This is a genomic window from Sphingorhabdus rigui (assembly GCF_014196595.1).
Taxonomy (GTDB): Bacteria; Pseudomonadota; Alphaproteobacteria; order Sphingomonadales; family Sphingomonadaceae; genus Sphingorhabdus_B; species Sphingorhabdus_B rigui.
In genome coordinates this window covers 529,822-549,587 of sequence record NZ_JACIEA010000001.1, presented here as the reverse complement: position 1 = coordinate 549,587, position 19,766 = coordinate 529,822, and the positions used below count along the sequence as shown (strand labels likewise).

Annotated in this window: 10 protein-coding genes and 2 tRNA genes; 4 read left to right on the top strand and 8 right to left on the bottom strand. The window is 56.3% G+C overall.

From position 1 onward, the window contains the following. Window positions 1-48: 48 nt before the first annotated feature. The 3 genes from GGR91_RS02560 to virB11 all read left to right on the top strand — a co-directional run bounded on the left by GGR91_RS02560 (window position 49) and on the right by virB11 (window position 2,396). Window positions 49-124 (top strand) — tRNA-Lys (locus GGR91_RS02560). Window positions 125-306: 182 nt separating this feature from the next. Beyond that, window positions 307-1,401 carry a type IV secretion system protein VirB10 gene (gene virB10 / locus GGR91_RS02555; protein ID WP_183939757.1) on the top strand — a complete coding sequence of 365 codons (1,095 nt, stop codon included), beginning with the start codon at window positions 307-309 and terminating at the stop codon, window positions 1,399-1,401. After that, window positions 1,398-2,396 (top strand): P-type DNA transfer ATPase VirB11, encoded by a 999-nt coding sequence (gene virB11, locus GGR91_RS02550; RefSeq protein WP_183939754.1) that lies wholly within the window; start codon window positions 1,398-1,400, stop codon window positions 2,394-2,396. The genes virB10 and virB11 overlap by 4 nt, the downstream gene beginning before the upstream one ends. Before the next feature lie 232 nt (window positions 2,397-2,628). On the opposite strand, the gene GGR91_RS02545 is transcribed toward virB11, so the two are convergent. From GGR91_RS02545 to GGR91_RS02530, 4 genes are all read right to left on the bottom strand, one after another. Next, window positions 2,629-3,261 (bottom strand): SOUL family heme-binding protein, encoded by a 633-nt coding sequence (locus GGR91_RS02545; RefSeq protein WP_183939752.1) that lies wholly within the window; start codon window positions 3,259-3,261, stop codon window positions 2,629-2,631. Window positions 3,262-3,548: 287 nt separating this feature from the next. Beyond that, entirely contained in the window at window positions 3,549-4,634 is a 1,086-nt protein-coding gene (locus GGR91_RS02540) for a TIGR03032 family protein (RefSeq protein WP_221204201.1), read from the bottom strand. Next, window positions 4,631-14,905 carry an autotransporter-associated beta strand repeat-containing protein gene (locus tag GGR91_RS02535; protein WP_183939750.1) on the bottom strand — a complete coding sequence of 3,425 codons (10,275 nt, stop codon included), beginning with the start codon at window positions 14,903-14,905 and terminating at the stop codon, window positions 4,631-4,633. Before GGR91_RS02535 ends, GGR91_RS02540 begins: the two co-directional genes overlap by 4 nt. Window positions 14,906-15,463: 558 nt before the next feature. After that, on the bottom strand, window positions 15,464-15,940 hold the full coding sequence (locus GGR91_RS02530; RefSeq protein ID WP_183939748.1) for a GlcG/HbpS family heme-binding protein: 477 nt from the start codon (window positions 15,938-15,940) through the stop codon (window positions 15,464-15,466). A 202-nt stretch (window positions 15,941-16,142) separates the two neighbouring features. Between GGR91_RS02530 and GGR91_RS02525 the strand changes: the two genes are divergently transcribed. Then, window positions 16,143-16,229, top strand: a tRNA-Leu gene (locus tag GGR91_RS02525). 51 nt (window positions 16,230-16,280) lie between these two features. Here the strand turns inward: GGR91_RS02525 and GGR91_RS02520 are convergent. From GGR91_RS02520 to GGR91_RS02505, 4 genes are all read right to left on the bottom strand, one after another. Then, window positions 16,281-16,832, bottom strand: coding sequence for a VOC family protein (locus tag GGR91_RS02520; protein WP_183939746.1), 552 nt, complete (start codon window positions 16,830-16,832; stop codon window positions 16,281-16,283). Continuing rightward, a complete protein-coding gene (hppD, locus tag GGR91_RS02515) occupies window positions 16,829-17,917 on the bottom strand; it encodes a 4-hydroxyphenylpyruvate dioxygenase (RefSeq protein WP_183939744.1) in 1,089 nt (362 codons plus the stop codon). The genes GGR91_RS02520 and hppD overlap by 4 nt, the downstream gene beginning before the upstream one ends. Before the next feature lie 77 nt (window positions 17,918-17,994). Next, window positions 17,995-19,230 carry an alpha/beta fold hydrolase gene (locus GGR91_RS02510; protein WP_183939742.1) on the bottom strand — a complete coding sequence of 412 codons (1,236 nt, stop codon included), beginning with the start codon at window positions 19,228-19,230 and terminating at the stop codon, window positions 17,995-17,997. Between the two features lie 78 nt (window positions 19,231-19,308). Continuing rightward, window positions 19,309-19,746 (bottom strand): hotdog fold thioesterase, encoded by a 438-nt coding sequence (locus GGR91_RS02505; protein WP_183939740.1) that lies wholly within the window; start codon window positions 19,744-19,746, stop codon window positions 19,309-19,311. Between the last annotated feature and the right edge of the window lie 20 nt (window positions 19,747-19,766).

The window sequence follows — 19,766 nt, the reverse complement described above, 5'->3', positions numbered from 1 at the left end:
AAAGGCGGCGCTCCAAACGGGCCTGCGCATCTGGCCAGCCCGAAATGGGGACGCTTAGCTCAGTTGGTAGAGCAGCTGACTCTTAATCAGCGGGTCGTGGGTTCGAACCCCTCAGCGTCTACCATTACTTTCAATGACGTACGGGCCGATATTTGCCCACTTCATGGCATCATTGAATTTCCAGCAAGCACGCAGGATAACTCTAGGATGCCGTTGGCAGTTATTGCATGAAGCCCAAATTAGCGCCGTCAAACCGACCAATGTTGGGCGCGATGCTGGGTAGTTCGCTAGGCGCTACGCCGAACCATGTGGCGAGTGTTGCCGCATATTGATCGACTGAAACCGTTGGAAGCAAACGGCCAACGGATTTTGTCGCCGGTGGCCATGCCAAATGGCCTATCCCCGGGCATGAAATTGGGCGTTGTGGGCATTGGCTTGCTTGCCATTTTAACCTTTAGCAGCTTGGCCAACAGCCGGAATAAAGCAGACCAAGTAGCGGCACAGGCCGCCGCCCGCACCGCAACTGCAGTTGTGCCACCCGGCGGTCTTGTGCCGCAACCAACGTTGCGTCCGGGCCCACCGGAATTGCCGCCGCCCGTGCTTGTCCCGCCGCCCGTGAATACCCCAAATGGGGCAGCGCTAGGCATCGTTGGCCCCGTAGCGGTTGGTCCGAACCGCTTTCAAGCGCCGGGCATCGTCGTGGATACCACAAAAGGCGGCGTCGCCATGGTCCCGCCCACGCCGGGTCTGGCAGGTGCCAAAAATGACGACTTGAGCGCGGAAGACAGGTTTTCTGACCGCGTTGCAGCGGGCGAAAATGCCCCTGCCCGCGCGGTGCGTATCGCCAACAGCAGCTATACGGTACCGCAGGGCGCCATTATCGCGGGCGTCCTTGAAACGGCGATAAACTCAGATCTGCCCGGATATGTGCGTGCCGTGGTTAGCCGCGACGTCATGGGCTTTGACGGCCGACGGGTGCTCATCCCAAGCGGAAGCCGCCTGATCGGGCAATATCGCTCGGGCCTCGCCGCGGGGCAATCATGCGCGTTCATCGTCTGGACACGGCTGACCCGCCCCGATGGCGTAACCGTGTCGCTAGGCTCGCCCGTCACCGACCCGCTTGGCCGTGCGGGCTTAGGGGGTAAAGTGGATAGCCACTTCCTAAAGCGCTTTGGTTCGGCGATATTGTTGTCCGTTGTGCAATCCGGCCTTGGGCTTTTGCAGCAGGGTGGCAATGATGTCATCGTCCGCACCGCCGATGATGCCAAAAGCGTTGCCGGTATTGCCTTGCAGCGGGACATCAACATTCCGCCGACGGTAAAAGTTGCGCAAGGGACAGCCATCCGTATCTTCATCGCCCGCGACCTCGATTTTTCGGGCACCGACGGCGATGCGCAATGAGCCATTCAGCGCCCGTGGCTGGCGATGCCGAAAATGTCTATCTCAACAGTTATTTAGCGCCATTTCGCGAATGGCTGGCCTGCGATGATGTGACCGAAATATTGGTGAACCGGCCGCATGAAATATGGGTTGAGCGGCTTGGATTGGCGCAGATGGAGCGCCACGACGCACCACAAATTGACAGCCAGTTGCTGGAACGCCTTGCGCACCAGATCGCGCGCATCAACCACCAAGGGGTTAGCCGGGAAAGTCCGTTGCTCGCCGCCATATTGCCGGGCGGTGCCCGCGTGCAGATGGTGTTGCCGCCGGCAACGCGCGGCGAGGTTGCGCTCGCGATCCGCAAACACCGGTTGCAAGACATGATGCTGGAAAGCTATTTTGAACAAAGCGCGCTGCCATCGGCGCGTAATGCCGCGGATGATAGCCCCATGCTTGCGGCGCTTTTGCAGAAACAAGATTATCTTGGCTTTTTCCGTGCGGCCGTTGCGGCGCGCAAAACGATCCTCATTTCTGGCGGAACGTCGTCCGGTAAGACGACATTGCTCAACGCGTTGTTAAAGGAAATTCCGCAACATGAGCGCGTCATTGCCATTGAGGATACACCTGAAATCCGCCTGAGCAGCGACAATGCGCTTGGCTTGGTCGCTGTGGCCAGCGATCAAGGTGAGGCACGCGTGACGGTGGACGATCTTATGCGCGCATCGCTGCGTATGCGGCCGGACCGGTTGATCGTGGGCGAATTGCGTGGCGGCGAAACAGTCACGTTTTTGCGGGCGATCAATACCGGCCACCCCGGTTCCATCAGTACGGTGCACGCCAATTCACCCCAAGGTGCGTTCGAACAAATTGCCTTCATGTGTATGCAGGCCGGGCTTGGCCTTGGTCGCCTCGAAACGATGGAGTACGCGCGGTCCATGATCGACATTGTCATCCAACTGGACCGCCACAGCGGCCAACGCGCCATAAGCTGTGTCGAATTAACCAACGCTGCATGACGCTAAACAGAGCAGCATAGGCAATACCGACCTGCTCCCGTCACTCCTGGCACAGTGCACGCCATCGGTGCCGGTTTAACGCTACTTGAAATTCAGCAAAATGCCGATGCTACTTTCGGTCTTTATGACGACGGTCGTTCTCGGGAACTGCATTTGAAAGAGGGTGTTGTCGTTAGCAATGCAGAACCGTATCGCTGACACCATCACTGTTCTTCAAATGAATGAGTGATCTTCATTTACCGGTAACTTCGATCATAACCTCATTCCGGCGCATGAACGGAAGTGTCCAAGGCGCATTGTAAAATGCGTATTGGGGCGCACTGGTGGCAGTTAGGCCGCGCTCAGCCATGAATGCCCGTAGCTCAGCTTCGTGCGCGTCGAGTGAACCCTGACCCGCGAAACCCGAAAAGCGGATCACCGCAAAACGCATTGCTGGCACTTCAATCAACGCGACTTTGGAATTGACGGGCTTAGGCAGCGTTTCCATCGTATATTCTGAAGGCATCACAAAACGCACATTCCACGATTTGCCTGACGCCTGCTGAATAACTGGTGCGGTCATGGCGATCTTTTCGCTGGGCTGCTGCATCACCGGCGCAGTCATCGCGACTTTTGTCGACGATAGATTGTTGCCAAAAATATAATCCGCAATAATCCGGAAGCCGCGCTGTATCGCTGCATCCCGTTCCCCTTCCACCGTTGCTTCTGCAACAATTGTCGGGCCATATTCGCGGATCTCTAGGTTGCCGCTTTTGCTGGATACCGCGTAATCAGGCGTTTCGACATTACTTGCCATAGCACTCCAAGTGATCGCACCGACACCGGCAAGCCCCGCGGCAGCCAACAAAATCCATCTTTTACGCATTATAGCCAACTTTCAAAACATTGGTGAGGGCTATCATCATGCCGTTACCTGATCAAACTCTAGCAGATAAAGCGCCTGAATAGGGTTATTGTTCCACACCGGGGCGCACATGGGCCAAGCTATTACGCGGTCACGGATAGCATCAGAACATCTAGGCTGTTCCAAGCGGCTTTAGCCACTGTCCGCCTTTGGCGCTTGCGGCATCATCCAATGAACAAGCGGTTGCTGGCCAATGCCGACAACCGCGATCTGCTCTGTTATAGGCAGCTGCCCCCCAAACCGCCCGTTCAGGCGGCGTGGGTGACGAACTTGATGATTTCGGGTGCGTTGGGGCCGATGGACATGGGGCAGGCATGGCCGGTGATAACCGCGACGTCAAAAATCTCTTTGACCGCGCCATCAATGCGGAACCATTCAGCGCAGGTTCCTTTGGCCAGATCGATGATCTGGATGCCGCACCATGGCTCGCTGTCGGCGTCTTTCAACTTCTGATCCAGCGCCAGCCCTTCAAAGCGTTTGTAGCGCGGCTTGGACAGGCCGATATAGGCAAAGCCATTGCGTATGGTGAGGCCGCGGGCAAAGCCAGGGCAGAACACCCGTGGCACAAACTTGCCCTTGCCCTTCGCTGCGCCTTCCACAACGCCAAGTTCGCCCGTGCCAGAGTTCAGCACCCACAGCTCACCATTGTGCAGCCGCGGGGAGTGCGGCATGGAAAGCCCTTCGCAAATGACCTTGTTCTTGCGCACATCGATGATCACACCGCCATCATGCCGCCGGTCACGCCACCCATCGATCGTGTCTGAACGGCTCACAGCAGTCACATACGCAGGCTCGCCATTATCCATCGCCAGTCCGTTCAAGTGACAGCGATCTTCGTCGACCAAAGCCGAGATAAAGGATGGCCGCCACAGTTCACGAAAGCTGTGCCGCGGATCGGTCGTCGCCAAGCAGTTATAGCGCGTATTGACAAATATGGGCTGCCCATCGCGGCCAATGCCAATGTCATGCGCATCGAGCTCGCCCGTAAAATGGGTTTCGCGGGCGACATAGCAGGCATCAAATTGAACATTGACCCGTTGCTCAGGCTCCAACCCGTTTTTGAACCGCATGATTTGATAGCCAGCGGACAAGGTAAAGGCATTTTCATCCTCAACCCAAATCCCCATCGGCTTGTCCATCGCAGACTGGTGCAAATGCCCGCCGCCAGTGGCGGTATGCCCGAGCATATACAGCAGTCCCGATTGATAGGACGAGAACATCAACGATGCGCGTTGCGCAGCCAGATGCCGGACAAGACCATCCGACTGGCTGAACGTGGTTACATCTTCCTGCGCCGCGGCAGGGGTTTCAACCTTAGGACTAGTCTTTGTCAAAATGCATACCTTATTGTTGCACGCGCACCATGACTGCGGCTGTTTTTGCCTCCTAATGCATTGTATCCAATACCAAACATCAAATGTGACGACAAGCGGAAGCTGGCTTGCGTGTCCAAGGTCACAGCGTTGCGATCAAACGCTGCGCTGTGCACTTCATATGATGTGTCGATCAACGTGAGCTCCAAATTGGTCGGCGCTGACAGATCGCCAATGGTCCGTTGCCAGCCAATAGATGTAGTCAACGTCATATTGGCACTTGCATGCGCACCGCGGACACCAGCCCCGGCCATTGTGAGGCTGTTGCTTTGCTTGTCACCATGCACAGCGGCGCTGCCACCGGTTTCAGCAAAGGCTTTGCTGTCCAACTCTACCCGTGCAATCCGCGCAAAGGGTTCAATGCGGCTATTGGCGGCGCCCACAAAATCATAAGAGGCCTCGGCAAAATATTGCAGCGATGTGCTTTTTGTTTTGCCGACCAGTGCCTGCGCAAAGGTTGGCACCGTAATCGCACGGCTGCCCACAGCCGTGTTGCTGGCAAAGCCACCACCAAAGCCGATAGCAAAGCCGGATGTATCACGCCGATATCCTGCATAGACGGTAGCGCCCAAACTTTCGATGTTCGATTGCCCGAAAGAATAGAGATTTACATCTGTATTGGTCTGGCTGAACATGCTTCCAAGCTTGAAGCCGCCACTGTTGATATCAATGCCTGCCAAAAGACCCGTTTGATCGGTTTTGTACCGACTGCCTGTGCCATCACCTTTGACTGTGCCCCAAGTACCTGCGGCACGCATCCAGATCGTGGTCAACGTGTCGCCGGCATATTTGGATTCAGACACCGTATCCACAGCATAAACGATGTCATCGTTCAGTGCTGCAAATGCCGCATCGCGCGCCACATGTGTGCCCTGCATCGTCGATTGACGTTCGGCGCTGTACCGCTCGCCTGTGAACTGGCCAAGTGCTCCAGCCAGGTCCGCACCTTGCGTGTACAGGTTCACAAACCGCTCAGGATTATAACCGGCAAAAACGGCGGTATCAAAAGCGGTAGCAAAGCCCAGAGCGTTGCCGCGCAACGTTCCGCCACTCACATCAACAAGAGACTTGGGATCAAGCCGCAGCGCAACCGAAGTCGCATCGTAAATCAGCTTTGGCAGGAACTTCGGACCAAAGTCGCCCACGCTACTGTTTGCAAAAGTCCCGGTGACCGTGTTCGCAGATACCAGTGCAAAGCGCTGGAAGAACGTATATTGGCCCGTGGACGGCGTAATGGTCAGGTTACCTGCAAGATTTGCGGTTCCTGTGACCGTCACCATATCTGCACCCGACGGCGATGCTTCGATCGCCAGCAGCGAACCTGCAGCTAATGTCAGGTTGCCGCTCACGGCAAGCGTACCAATCGAGTTACCCGGTGATACCGTCGAACCCGATTGTGCCACCAACGACCCAACAGTGCCGTTACCGCCTAATGACGTGCCGTTTTGCAACGTCAGTGCAGATTTTGCCAGCGACCCCCTTACATTGAGGCGGCCCGCCGTTACCGTTGTTGTGCCTGTGAAGCTGCTCTCACCCGTCAGGGTCAGTGCACCAGCGCCAGACTTGGTCAGCGAACCAGTGCCCGATATCGCAGCAGCAAAGCTGCCCGCATCGGCTTGGTCGAACACAAGCGATGCGTTGTTCACGATCGCGCCAGTGCCACGGCTTTGCGTGTTACCGATCAGCCTGCCCGACGCGATGGTCGTGCCGCCACTGAAGCTGTTGACGCCCGTCAGGGTCAGTGCACCGCTACCGGACTTGGTCAGTGAACCTGTGCCCGACATCACCGACGCAAAGCTTGCGTCGGTTGTCTGATCCAGCACCAAAGATGCATCGTTGACGATATCGCCGGTACCAAAGCTTTGTATGTTACCAATCAGGCTACCCGCCGAGATCATTGTCCCGCCACTGAAGCTGTTGATGGCCGTCAGGGTCAGCGCACCAGCGCCAGACTTGGTCAGCGAGCCAGTGCCCGATATCGCAGCAGCAAAGCTTGCGTCGGTTGTCTGATCAAGCACCAAAGATGCGTTGTTGACGATATCGCCAGTGCCAAAGCTTTGCGTGTTACCGATCAGGCTACCCGCCGAGATGGTCGTGCCACCACTAAAGCTGTTAACACCCGTCAGCGTGAGCGCACCGCTACCTGTCTTGGTCAGCGAACCTCTACCCGAGATCACCGAGGCAAAGCTGCCCGCAGCGGCTTGATCAAAGACAAGCGACGCGTTGTTCACGATACCGCCACGGCCAAGGCTTTGCGTATTACCAATCAGGCTGCCCGCCGAGATGGTCGTGCCACCGGTAAAGCTGTTGATACCAGACAGGGTCAGCGCACCACCACCAGATTTGGTCAGCGAACCTACGCCCGAGATCGTACCGGCAAAGTTGCCCGCAGTGGCTTGATTGAACACCAACGATCCGTTGTTGACGATGGCGCCACGGCCAAGGCTTTGGCTGTTACCAATTAGGCTACCCGACGAGATAGTCGTGCCACCGGTAAAGCTGTTAACGCCGGTCAGGGTCAGTGCACCTGCGCCGGACTTGATCAGCGAACCTGTACCCGAGATCGCACCGGCAAAGCTGCCCGCAGCGACTTGATCGAAGACAAGCGAAGCGTTGTTGACGATAGGACCAGTGCCAAAGCTTTGCGTATTACCAATCAGGGTGCCCGCCGAAATGGTCGTGCCACCACTGAAGCTGTTAACACCCGTCAGGGTCAGTGAGCCCGCGCCGGATTTGGTCAGCGAACCTGTGCCGGAGATCAGCGTGGCAAAGCTTGCATTGGTGGTCTGATTCAGCACAAGCGATGCGTTGTTGACGATAGCACCCGTGCCAAAGCTTTGCGTATTACCGATCAGGGTACCCGACGTGATGGTCGTGCCGCCCGTGAAGGTGTTAACGCCCGTCAGGGTCATCACACCCGTGCCGGTCTTGGTCAACACACCTGTGCCAGAAATCGCACCGGTGATGGCAATATCGCCACCAGCGGTGTTCACATTCATGAATTCCCAACCACGTAACGCGCCGCCCCAACCAGCATTGATATTGAGTGTATCGACGAAGGAACCTGAACCACCGTCAAACGCAGTCACGCCATCCCGTGACGTGCCGGCCGCGACGTTGACGGTGTCGTTACCGTCGCCCAATTGGATGCTGCCGTTCACAACAGCGCCAGCGTTGATCGTGACAACCGCGTCGCCATCGCCGTCGATAATAGCCACACCAGAGGTGGCACTGACACTGGACGTCGAAAGCAGCGTAATCGCGACTGCACCACCAGAGCCTGAAGCCGTCAGAATAGCTGCGCCAGTTCCACCACTAATCGCACCCGATGTTGTGACCGATAAGGTGCCGGTGCCGCTGTTTATTGCAACGATACCAAATGTGCCGCCTGAGACCGATGCAGTGGTGATCGTAAGGTCAGTGCCATTGTTAACGGCATACACGCCGTAGCCACCGGTCGCCGTTACGGTGCCGGTCGCGGTCACCGACAGCGCGCCTGTGCCATTATTGGTGGCGTTAATCCCGTCCCCGCCGCTCAAAACAGATGCGGTCGAAACGGATAGATTATCACCCAACGCGCCGTTGATGGCAAGAATACCCGCCGTACTTGTTGCCGTCACAAGACCCGTCGACGTCACCGTGAGATCGCCTGTGCCGCCATGCACCGCCAATATACCGGTGGCTTGGCCCTGCACCGATGTCGCGGTGACAGTCATGTCTGAGCCAGAGGCATAATTTCGGACATTTATACCGTAAAAATCTGTACCAATTACGTTTCCGGTCGACGTCACCGACAACGCACCACTGCCACGGTTTCGGGCGTAAATGCCGTCAATACCTCCGGCAACCGCACCTGTGACGATGTCCAGATCCGTCCCGCTGCTTTCGTTTACCGCAAATATACCCCTATCGGTGGTGCCGGTAACTGGCCCCGTTGCGGTCAACGAGAGCGAACCAGTACCGAAGTTTCGGGTCACAATACCGTTGGAACCACCCGTCACCGAAGTGGCGGAAACAGTCAGGTCCGTGCCATCGTTATCGGCTTCTATGCCCGCACCGCCTACACCGGTCACGTTCCCCGTCGCTGTCAAAGACAAAGCACCGGTGCCATCATTTCGTGCAGAAATGCCCGTTACATCGCCCGACACCGATCGCGTGGAGATTGTCAGGCTCGTGCCGTCATAGTTCTGGGCGACAAGGCCAACGCCGCTTGTGCCGGCAATGGTTCCGGTTGCGGTCACCGACAATGCGCCACTGCCACGGTTGCGGGCAAAGACGCCATCAGTGGCGCCGGTCACACCGGCAACATTGACGCTCAGGTCCAATCCGCTGCTGTAGTTAATGGCAGTTATGCCCCTAGCGCCGGTGCCCGTCACGGCTCCGGTCGTGGTCACCGAGAACGATCCAGTGCCATAGTTTTTAGCATCGATACCCGTGTTGCCTGAAACCGAAGCCGCAGCAATGGTCAGGTCGGTACCAAAGTTACGGGCGTAGACACCATAATAGGCAGTCCCGGTCACATTGCCCGAAGATGTAATCGAAAGCGCACCGGTACCGTCGTTTACTGCCACAATGCCACTTGCACGACCCGACACCGTTGCTGTCGTGATCGTAAGGTCCGTGCCATTATTGGCGGCATAAACGCCATTGTCGATTGTTCCGGTAACCGTTCCGGTCGCGGTGACCGACGTTGCGCCCGCGCCATAGTTGAAGGCGAAGATGCCGTCTGTGGCACCTGTGACGGCAGCCGCATTGACAGTCAGATTCAACCCAGTGTTCTGGTTTACCGCGAGTATCCCCCTGCCGGTGGTGCCAGTTACTGACCCGGTCGTGGTCACCGAGAGCGAACCCGTACCGTAGTTGCGCAGGTTGATACCAGTGCCGCCGGAAGCCGAAGCGGCGGAGACGGTCAGGCCGGTACCCGAATAATTGCGGGCCCGTATGCCGAAGTTGACCCCGGTCACATTCCCCGAAGATGTTATCGAAAGTGCGCCTGTACCGAAGTTTCTCGCCAAAATACCATCTGCCCCACCCGACACCGATCCGGTGGAGACCGAAAGGTTGGTACCAAAGTTGCGGGCGAAGAGACCAATGCCGGCTGTTCCGGCAACCGTTCCGGTGGAGGTCACCGACAATGCGCCGGAGCCAAGGTTGCCGGCGTAGATACCATCCGTAGCGCCCGTGACGCCAGCAACATTGACGTCCAGATTCAAACCAGTGTTCTGGTTTAAGGCGGTTATGCCCCGACCGACGGTGCCCGTCACTGTCCCGGTCGAGGTCACCGAGAGCGAGCCAGTGCCGTCATTGCGTACGTTGATACCCGTGCCGCCTGAAACCGACGCAGCGGCGATGGTCATGTTGGTGCCATAGTTGCGGGCAAATAGACCATTGCGCGCGCCGGTCACGTTCCCTGTCGATGTCAAGGAAAGTGCGCCGGTACCATTATTTTCCGCTAAAATGCCGTCTAATCCGCCCGACACCGATGCTGTGGAGATCGAAAGGCTCGTGCCCGAGTTACGGGCCAACAGGCCATAACGGCTTGTTCCGGACACCGTTCCGGTGGAGGTCACCGACATTGCGCCGCGACCATCGTTGGTTGCGACGATGCCATCCAAAACACCTGTGACGTCAGCCACATTGACAGTCAGATTTCTCCCCGTGGTGGCGTTTTTTACCGATATACCCCTATCGACGGTTCCGGTGACGGGTCCCGTCACGCTCAGCGAGAGCGAGCCAGTGCCGCTATTGCTTGCCTGGATACCAGTTTCGCCTGTGACCGTAGCCGCAGAAACGGTCATGTTGGTACCAGCGCTGCGGGCAGTAATGCCATAGCCGCTTGTGCCGGTAACCACGCCTGTTGACGTCACCGACATCGCGCCAGCGCCAAGGTTTCGGGCGAAGATACCAATTGTTCCGGTGACGTCCGTAACCGACATCGTAAGGCCCGCAGTTGAATTGGTATCGTTGATCGCGCTGATGCCAAGGCCATTGGTTCCTGTAACAGGACCTGTCGAGGCAATGGATAGCGCACCTCTACCCAAATTTTGGGCGATAATGCCGTTACCGCCGCCAGAAACTTGGGCTGTCGAAATGCTTAGACCGCCAGTGGAGTACATACCGTTAGAGACATATATCCCACTGCCGGTTGTTGCGGTTACCGTCCCGGTTGACGTGATGGACATCGCGCCCGTACCATTATTGTCCGCAAAGATACCGTCAGAGCCGCCTGTCACCACATTGGACAAGATGGTGAGGTTACCCGTAGCGTTCAAATAATTGACCGCAGAAATGCCGCGTCCAAGGGCTGCTGTCACTGCACCCGTCGACGTCACCGACAACCCGCCCGTGCCAAAGTTAACGGCGTGGATGCCGTCCGCGTTACCCGTCACATCAGCGACGGCGATGCTAAGGTTTGTACCATTATTGGTTGCTGTAATCCCGTATCCCGTGATGCCGGTCACAACCCCGGTCGACGTCACCGACAACGCGCCGATACCTTGGTTAAAGGCAACAATACCGGAATAGCTGCCAGTGACGTCGGCAGCTGCGACCGTAACGCTCGTACCCGTAAGGGCGTTGATAGCTTCGATGCCATTATGGCCTGCGCCAGTTACAGCGCCGGTTGTCGTTACCGATAACGCGCCCGTGCCTAGGTGGGATAGACTAATGCCAGTATAACCGCCGGTTACGTTCAAGGCCGTGATGGTGAAATCAGTGCCATATGATTCACTGCGGGCAACAATTCCGTATTGATCGCCAGATATCGAACCTGTGGAGGTAATGGACAGCGCACCATAGCCCCGATTATGCGCATCGATACCGTTATTGCCACCGATAACGTCGGCTACAGAGATAGTAAGGTCCGAACCATTATTATAGTTTCTAACAAAAATACCGTCGGCATCGGTGCTGGATACAGTACCCGTCGCCGCAATATTCAATGCCCCGCCACCATAGTTGATGGCGTGAATGCCGCTCAGGGTGCCGCCAGAGACATTGGCCACAGAGATTTGGAGGTTGGTGCCGTTGATATTGTTGACGGCAGAAATACCATAACCACCACCCGACACGTCGCCGGTCGTCACTATTTGCAGCGAACCTGTACCGTCATTACGCGCATCAATGCCGGTATCACCGCCGCTAACGTTAACAGCATTGATCCCAAGGCCAGCCAATGCGTTGGCGGCGTTGAGCGCCTGGATACCGATGCCGGCTTGTCCATTCACCAGCCCGTAGGATGTAATGACCAACCCACCACTGCCGTTATTAGTGGTGGAAATACCATGCAATCCACCCGTTACGTCCGCCACATTGATATTGAGGTTGTTCCTTGAGTTGACAGTGTTTTGCGCAGAGATACCAAACCCGCTTAGCCCCGTTACCGGCCCCGTCGCTGTTATCGTCAGCCCGCGGAACCCGGCATGATATGCAGAAATACCATCAATTCGGCCATCTACCTGCGCTGCTGAAATTGCCAAATAGCCAGATAAGTTGGAGAAGTTGGACGCGTTGATCCCGATTGTGCCGGATACGACGCCCGTTGAGGTCACGGATAGACTGCCACTACCAAAATTCTGCGCATAAATACCTTCGGTAAGGCCGCTCACGCTTGCGGTAGTGATAGTGGTATCGCTTGATGCGAGGTTGGTGTTGGTGGCACTGATCCCGCGGCCTCCAGATCCAGTAACCGTCCCGGTTGAGATTATCGAGATGCCGCCGATGCCTTGGTTGTTTACATCAATGCCAGTAGCGCCGCCAGTTACGTCGACGACAGAGATGTTGATATCAATGCCAGATGGATCGTTAGTGGCCTTAATTCCGTAACGGCCTCCAGATATGGATCCGGTCGAGCTAATAGACAGCGTTTCAACACCATAATTGAGTACGTTGATACCGTCGTGTCCACCGGTTACGTCGTCTACAGAGACATTAAAGTAAATACCATTATTATTGTTTCTAGCAAAAATACCATCAGAATCGGTGCTGGATACACTACCCGTCGCCGTAATCTCCAATAGTCCTGTACCATTGTTGATGGCGTGAATGCCGCTCTGGGTGCCGCCAGAGACATTGTTTACAGAAATTTGGAGGCTGTAGCCGTTGACACCATTGACGGCAGAAATACCATAAACACCACCCGACACGTCGCCGGTCGTCGTTATTACCACCGAACCTGTACCGTCATTACGCGCATCAATGCCGGTATCGCCGCCGCTAACGTTAACAGCATTGATCCCAAGGCCAGCCCCTGCGATAGAATTCCGCGCAAAGATACCGTCTGTACCACCGGATATGTCGCCGCTTGAGGCAATCGACACCGTGCCGGTTCCATAATTCCGCGCGTTGATACCGGCCTGGGTACCACCGGTTACGCCAGCGACAGAGATCACAAGTTCACTGCCCGATGCGTTCAAGGCCAAAATACCGTCACCACCGCCCGTTACGTTGCCGGTCGCCGTAACCGTAATCATACCAGTGCCATAATTACGCGCATCGATACCGGTAGCGCCGCCAATTACGCGATCTGCAGTGATCGAGAGGTCTTCGATTGAATTGACGCCATTGTTGGCCTGTATGCCGATACCGGCTTGTCCAGTCACCAGCCCGCTGGATGTGATGAATATCCCACCACTGCCGTTATTAATGGCGGAAATACCATTCAATAAACCAGTTACGTCTGCTGCAAAAATATTGAGGTTACCCGTTGCGTTGACCGTGTTTTGCGCAGTGATACCAAATCGGCTTTGCCCCGTTACCGGCCCCGTCGTTCTTATCGTCAACTCGCCGGTCCCGGCATGATAGGCAGAAATACCATCAATTTGGCCATCTACCTGCGCTGCTGAAATTCCCAATTCGCCTGCTAAGCTGGAGAAGTTGGACGCGCTGATCCCGATTGTGCCGGATACGACGCCGGTTGACGTCACAAATAGGCTGCCACTACCAAGATTCTGCGCAAAAATACCCTCGGTAACGCCGCTCACGCTCGCTGTGGTAATACGGATTTCGTCCGTTGCAACGCCGGTGTTGGTGGCACTGATCCCGTTGAATTGAGATCCCGTTACTGTCCCCGTTGAGGTAATCCGCAATGCGCCGGTGCCATATTGGACGGCATTGATACCGTGTCTAGCGCCCGACACCGATGCAGTGGCGAGACTAAGGTTGGTGCCATAGTTATACGCAGCGACGCCATTGCCGATTGTTCCGGTAACCGTTCCGGTGGCGGTCACCGACATTGTGCCGGTGCCAAGGTTGCGGGCGTAGATACCGTGGTTCGCGCCCGTGACACCCGCAAGGTTGATGCCCATATCCGATCCGGTGACCTGGTTTGTGGCGACTACGCCATTGCCGGAGGTACCGGTAACGTTCCCGGTCATGGATAACGTGAGCGTTCCCGTGCCGTCATTTTGTAAATCGACACCTATGCCGCCTGAAGCCGACGTACCAGTGACGGTCATATATGTGCCAGAGTTGCTTCCCAATATACCAGTATTTCCCCCGGTCACGTCCCCCGTCGATGCCAAGGCAAAAGCGCCTGTGCCGCTGTTTTGGGCAAAAATGCCACTTATCCCGCCCGACACCGATGTCGTCCGGACCGTAAGATTGGTACCAGCATTGGAGTTGCGGGCAAATACGCCATAGCGGCTTGTGCCGGCAACCGATCCGGTGGAGGTCACCCGCAGCTCGCCTCTGCCAGCGTTGTCTGCGTAGATACCATCTGTAGTACCCGTGACACCCGCAACATTGATTCGCAGATTGAACCCGGGGCCCTGGTTTCTGGCCGCGATGCCCCGACCGTCGGTACCAGTCACTGTACCGGTCATGGACACCGAGAGCGACCCAGTACCGGCGTTGGTCGCAACGACACCAGCATTGCCGGAAACCGAAGTGCCAGCGACGCTCAGATACGTGCCAAAGTTCTGGGCGAATATACCATTGCGTACCGCGGTCACGTTCCCCGTCGATGTCACTGACAAGGTGCCTGTGCCGTTGTTGCGCGCGTCGATGCCGTCTTCGCTACCGGACACATCGGTGGCGGTAATCGTCAAACTGGTACCGGGTGAATTGTTGGTGGCTTGAATGCCATCTCCATTGGTTTCCGTTACAGGCGCAGGTGCCGAAACCGTCAACGCGCCGGGGCCGCTGCCCGTCGCAACTATACCCGTTAAAGCGTAAGCGGACGGAGCCAGCAGTACACCACCCCCCAAAGCCAATCCCGCCGCCAGAGCAGCCAAGGAAGCCCCGCCGGATAAATTGATGCCAAATTGGCGGTTTTTACGATTTGCGTGTGAAGTGAAAAAACTTGATTCAGCGAATTTTTTAGGCATTTTCGACAATCTATTACAGCTAAAATGGTAGTATTATACGAATAACTAGTGTACATACTGCCAAAATGGCGATAACATCGCAGTGCGTATTACCTATAAGGCAGCAGATATACTGGTTTTTTGGCTGAATTTCATGTTGCCACTTGAATTAATATATTTTTGTTAACTATTTATATTTGCTATTGTTGAAAATTTGGTTTTATATCTGCACTATACCTTCGGCAGCTTTGCAAATTTGGAGAGACCGCGACCGGCACGATCCGGCCTGTTCCTGTTGTTTGAAGCGGATAGGTTGCCCGGCATGGCCGAAACTTTCTTTACGGTCACATTGAGAGGGCGTTTTCCAAGCCCTGTTGCTCGACCTTGGATTTCAGACGCAAAGGTGACCGCGTAAAAGGAAACGCCGCGGAGCGAACGTTCAGCGCCTATTCCTCAGCGGAATGCGCAATGGGACCTATCGGTGGATTATTCCAACCCGATCAAGGCCGCAGCGGCGACTTCGCCATCCTGCTCGGAAGTTCCGCCGCTGACGCCAATCGCGCCGACAATCCGGCCGTTGATGACAATCGGGGTGCCACCTTCAATGGCAACCACGCCCGGCAGGCTCAGCACAGCGTTGCGTCCGCCTGCGATGGAATCAAAAAAGGCTTTCGTGCTCCGTTTGAATCGCGCCGCGGTGCGCGCTTTTTCGCGGGCGACCAGATCGGACCCATATTGTGTGCCGTCCATCTTGTGGAACAGCACAAGCTCGCCGCTTGGTTCGACGATGGCGAAGGCCATAGTGAAATTGCGTGACCGTGCGGACTGTTCGGCGGCGGCCACAATCGTTTTTGCCTGCGCAAGGGTGACTGGGCTACCGTAAGGCAATGGCGACTGTTGCGCGCCTGTAGCGGAGGTCAAAGCAAGCGCCGTCACCGCACCCAAAAACATCCGTTTCATCATGACCTACCCTCTGCAGCCTTTTATCGAGCATCGTAATTGTCAGATATTTCACGCGTGCGCTATCAGGAAAGTGCCAAGCTTCTTTTCGCCACGGCCCAATCGGCAAATGCAGCTGCATTATGCCCGCAAATATTATGCCACATCCCCCGCCTTTGCATTGACACAGCCCTTCAAATGCCGCTAAGCGCGCCCCCTACCCTGTGCCCGGATGGCGGAATTGGTAGACGCACCAGCTTCAGGTGCTGGCGCTGGCAACGGCGTGGAGGTTCGAGTCCTCTTCCGGGCACCATTTTCCAGCAGTGAATGGGACGCAACGTCCAATTGCGCGGGCGCTTAATGCCTAAGCTTGCTTGTCCGGATCAATGTGCAGCCAATCGGCATGGCGCGGGGCTTTTTTGGTTTCGCTCCATTCGGCAAGCATCAACGGCGCGACGCGTTTTAATTCGGCATATTGTTCCGGCGTACCGATGTTGCACGCAAGCTCCAGCCGGTGGCCGTTCGGATCAAAGAAATAGATCGACCGGAAAATCCCGTGAAATGTCGGCCCGACCACATCAATGCCCTGCGCCTCGATATGCGCTTTTGCCGCAAGCAGGGCGTCAAGGTCGCTGACTTCAAACGCGATATGCTGGACCCATGCCGGGGTATTGGGGTCCTTGCCCATGTCGGGTTGGTTCGGCAGTTCGAAAAAGGCGATGACATTGCCGCCGCCGCAATCGAGGAAGATGTGCATATAAGGGTCATATTCCCCCGTGGACGGAACATGATCCTCGGCAAAGGCCGTGGTGAATTCCATGCCCAAAACGCGCGCATACCAATCCGCCGTCGCCTTCGCGTCCTTGCACCGATAGGCCACATGGTGAATGCGGCGAAGCGCGATTGGCGCGGTCATATCGCGGCGCCTTCAACCGTCAGCGCGCCGCGTTCAATCTGGTCGCGCTCAATGCTTTTGAACAAGGCGGTGAAGTTCCCTTCGCCAAAGCCTTCGTCTTTTTTGCGTTGGATAAATTCAAAGAACACAGGGCCAATCATCGTCTGCGAGAATATCTGAAGCAGCAGACGCGGGTCACCATCTTCGGTCGAACCATCGAGCAAGATGCCGCGTGATTGCAATTCGTCGACGGGCTCGCCGTGGCCGGGCAAGCGCTCCTCCAGCATGTCATAATAGGCCTTGGGCGGTGGCGGCGCGAATGGCGTGCCCAGCGCCTTCAACCGGTCCCAGCACGCCGGCAGGTCATCACAGGAAAAGGCGATATGTTGAATGCCTTCGCCATTATACGCACGCAGATATTCCTCAATCTGCCCGCCGCCTGCTTTGCCTTCTTCGTTCAACGGAATGCGGATTTTGCCATCGGGCGCGGTCATCGCGCGGCTGGTGAGGCCGGTATATTCGCCCTTGATATCGAAATAGCGGATTTCACGGAAATTGAAGACGCGCTCATAAAAGCTGCCCCAATGCGCCATGCGTCCGCCATAGACATTGTGCGTCAGGTGATCGATAATCTTGAAGCCAGCGCCCACCGGGTTGCGATCCACACCGGGCAGATAATCAAAATCGATATCGTAAATCGACAACGCGTCACCATAGCGATCAACGAGGTAAATCATCGCCCCGCCAATCCCGCGAATGGCGGGCAGCCGAAGCTCCATTGGGCCCGTACGCGTCTCAACGGGCTCCGCGCCGCGGGCAATCGCTTCGTCATAAGCAACCCGCGCATTTTTCACGCGAAACGCCATGCCGCACGCTGATGGGCCATGTTCCGCCGCAAAATAGGCCGCCGGGCTTTTGGGCTCATAATTGGCGATCAGGTTGATTTCACCCTGACGCCATAGATCGACATCCTTTGACCGGTGCCGCGCAATGCGCGTAAAACCCATGCGTTCGAAGACGGGTTCCAGCAGGCCTTTTTCCGGTGCGGAAAATTCGATGAATTCGAACCCATCCAAACCCAACGGATTTTCGAACAAATCGGCCATGCTACTGCTCCTGCGAAACTGGTTACATTTGAAACCAATTTACGACATCACTCGTCACGAGTCAATGCGAGCAGGTGTTATGTGAAGTGCAGACGCCGGTATTTGCCGCGGAAATATAATAAAGGATCGCGGCGCGGTTCAAAGCTGGCTTTTTCGACGCGACCGACAAGGATGAAATGGTCCCCCGCCTCGTGCAGCATATGCCGTTTGCATTCAAAGATACCGAGCGAGCTGGGCAAAATAGGCGCGCCATATTCGCCGACTTCCCACCGCGTTCCGGAGAACCGATCTTCGCTTTTTCCCGCGAACAGGTTGGACACCGGCTGCTGGCCAATCTGTAATACGTTGACCGCGAAATCATCAATCCCGCGCAGAACTTCTGCACTGCCCGAATTGTTGGCGATACACACGAGCAGCAATGGCGGATCCAGCGACACGCTGGTGAAGCTGTTCGCCGTCAGGCCAACGGGCCGTCCGTCGGGCGCATGGGCGGTGATGATGGTCACGCCCGTTGCAAAGCAGCCCATTGCATCGCGCAATGTGCGCGCATCGGAACCGGAGCGATATTCGGGAATGAAGCGCGGTTGCTTGCGCTCCAGAAAATCGATCAGCAAGCCGTTGAACGCTTCGGTTCGTTCCGCCACGATCAGAAGCCCGCCGCCGTCGACATCAATCGCTTCGACATTGGGAAAAGTGGCGGAAAAGCCCGTTTGCGTATCAACGCCGTCCGACGCGCCAAGCGCGCCGCGCACCACCAAGACAGGAATATTGATCTGCGGCGCCGCTTGCGCGAGCCGCGCATCCACACCGTCCGTGCCGAATGACGCAAAAATTTTGCTGTCATATTCGGATGGCGCAAGCCCCTGCCCCAAGGCCGCGGACAGCGCCTCTGCCGAAACCTTTACCGCTTGGGCATCTGTATGCGCAGGCGGATCCAACAGGATCAGCCCCGACGCCAACATCGCGGCGTCCTCGGCAAGCGCCATCGTTGCAATCCATGCGCTGTGCGTTGCCGCCACCACCACAGGTCGCGTCCGCATCTGCCCCAGAACCGCGCGTAAATCGTCTACAAAGGCGTCAATGTCATAACGGCCATCGGACGGCCAATCGCTGCCGCCATGACCGCGCAGGTCAACATTGATGACATGCCGTCCAGCCTGTTCAAGACCAACCGCCACATCTTCCCAGACCTTACGTGTTTGTCCAAAGCCGTGCAGCAGGACGATGGAGGGTTCATCGGCTGAACCGATATCGTCCGCTTCAATCCTGACCCCGGCAAAGCCCTTAAATTCTCTTACATATCGAAGCGACATTCGCCTGCACCCCAAATTCTGTCTAACGGTGTCATCTATCTTTCACCCGTGGACGTTAACGGCCCGAAACGCAATATTTTAGGCGCGTTCGGTGGAAATGACGGCCATCGTTATCCGCGAAATGCACACCAGCTTTCCGGCCTCGTCCTCAATACGGATCGACCAGATTTGTGTTGTCCGGCCGATGGATTCGGCCTTTCCCGTTGCAAAAACCAGACCGTCTTTTGCCGGACGAATATGGTTGGCGTTGATTTCCATGCCCACGGTCGCAAATTTGCTGCGGTCCACAGTCATCGCCGCGCCGACCGATCCAACCGTTTCGGCAAGCACAACCGAAGCGCCGCCATGCAGCCGGCCATAAGGTTGCTTGGTGCGTTCATTGACGGGCATGCTGGCCTTGATCCAGTCGTCGCCATAATCGATGAACCGGATGCCAACATAGCCGGGCATGCAATCGTCACCATTTTCAGTGAGCGAATTGAGATCAAGTGCGTCGTCAAACCAGATTTTTGCCATAGCCCGCAATTAACCCGACA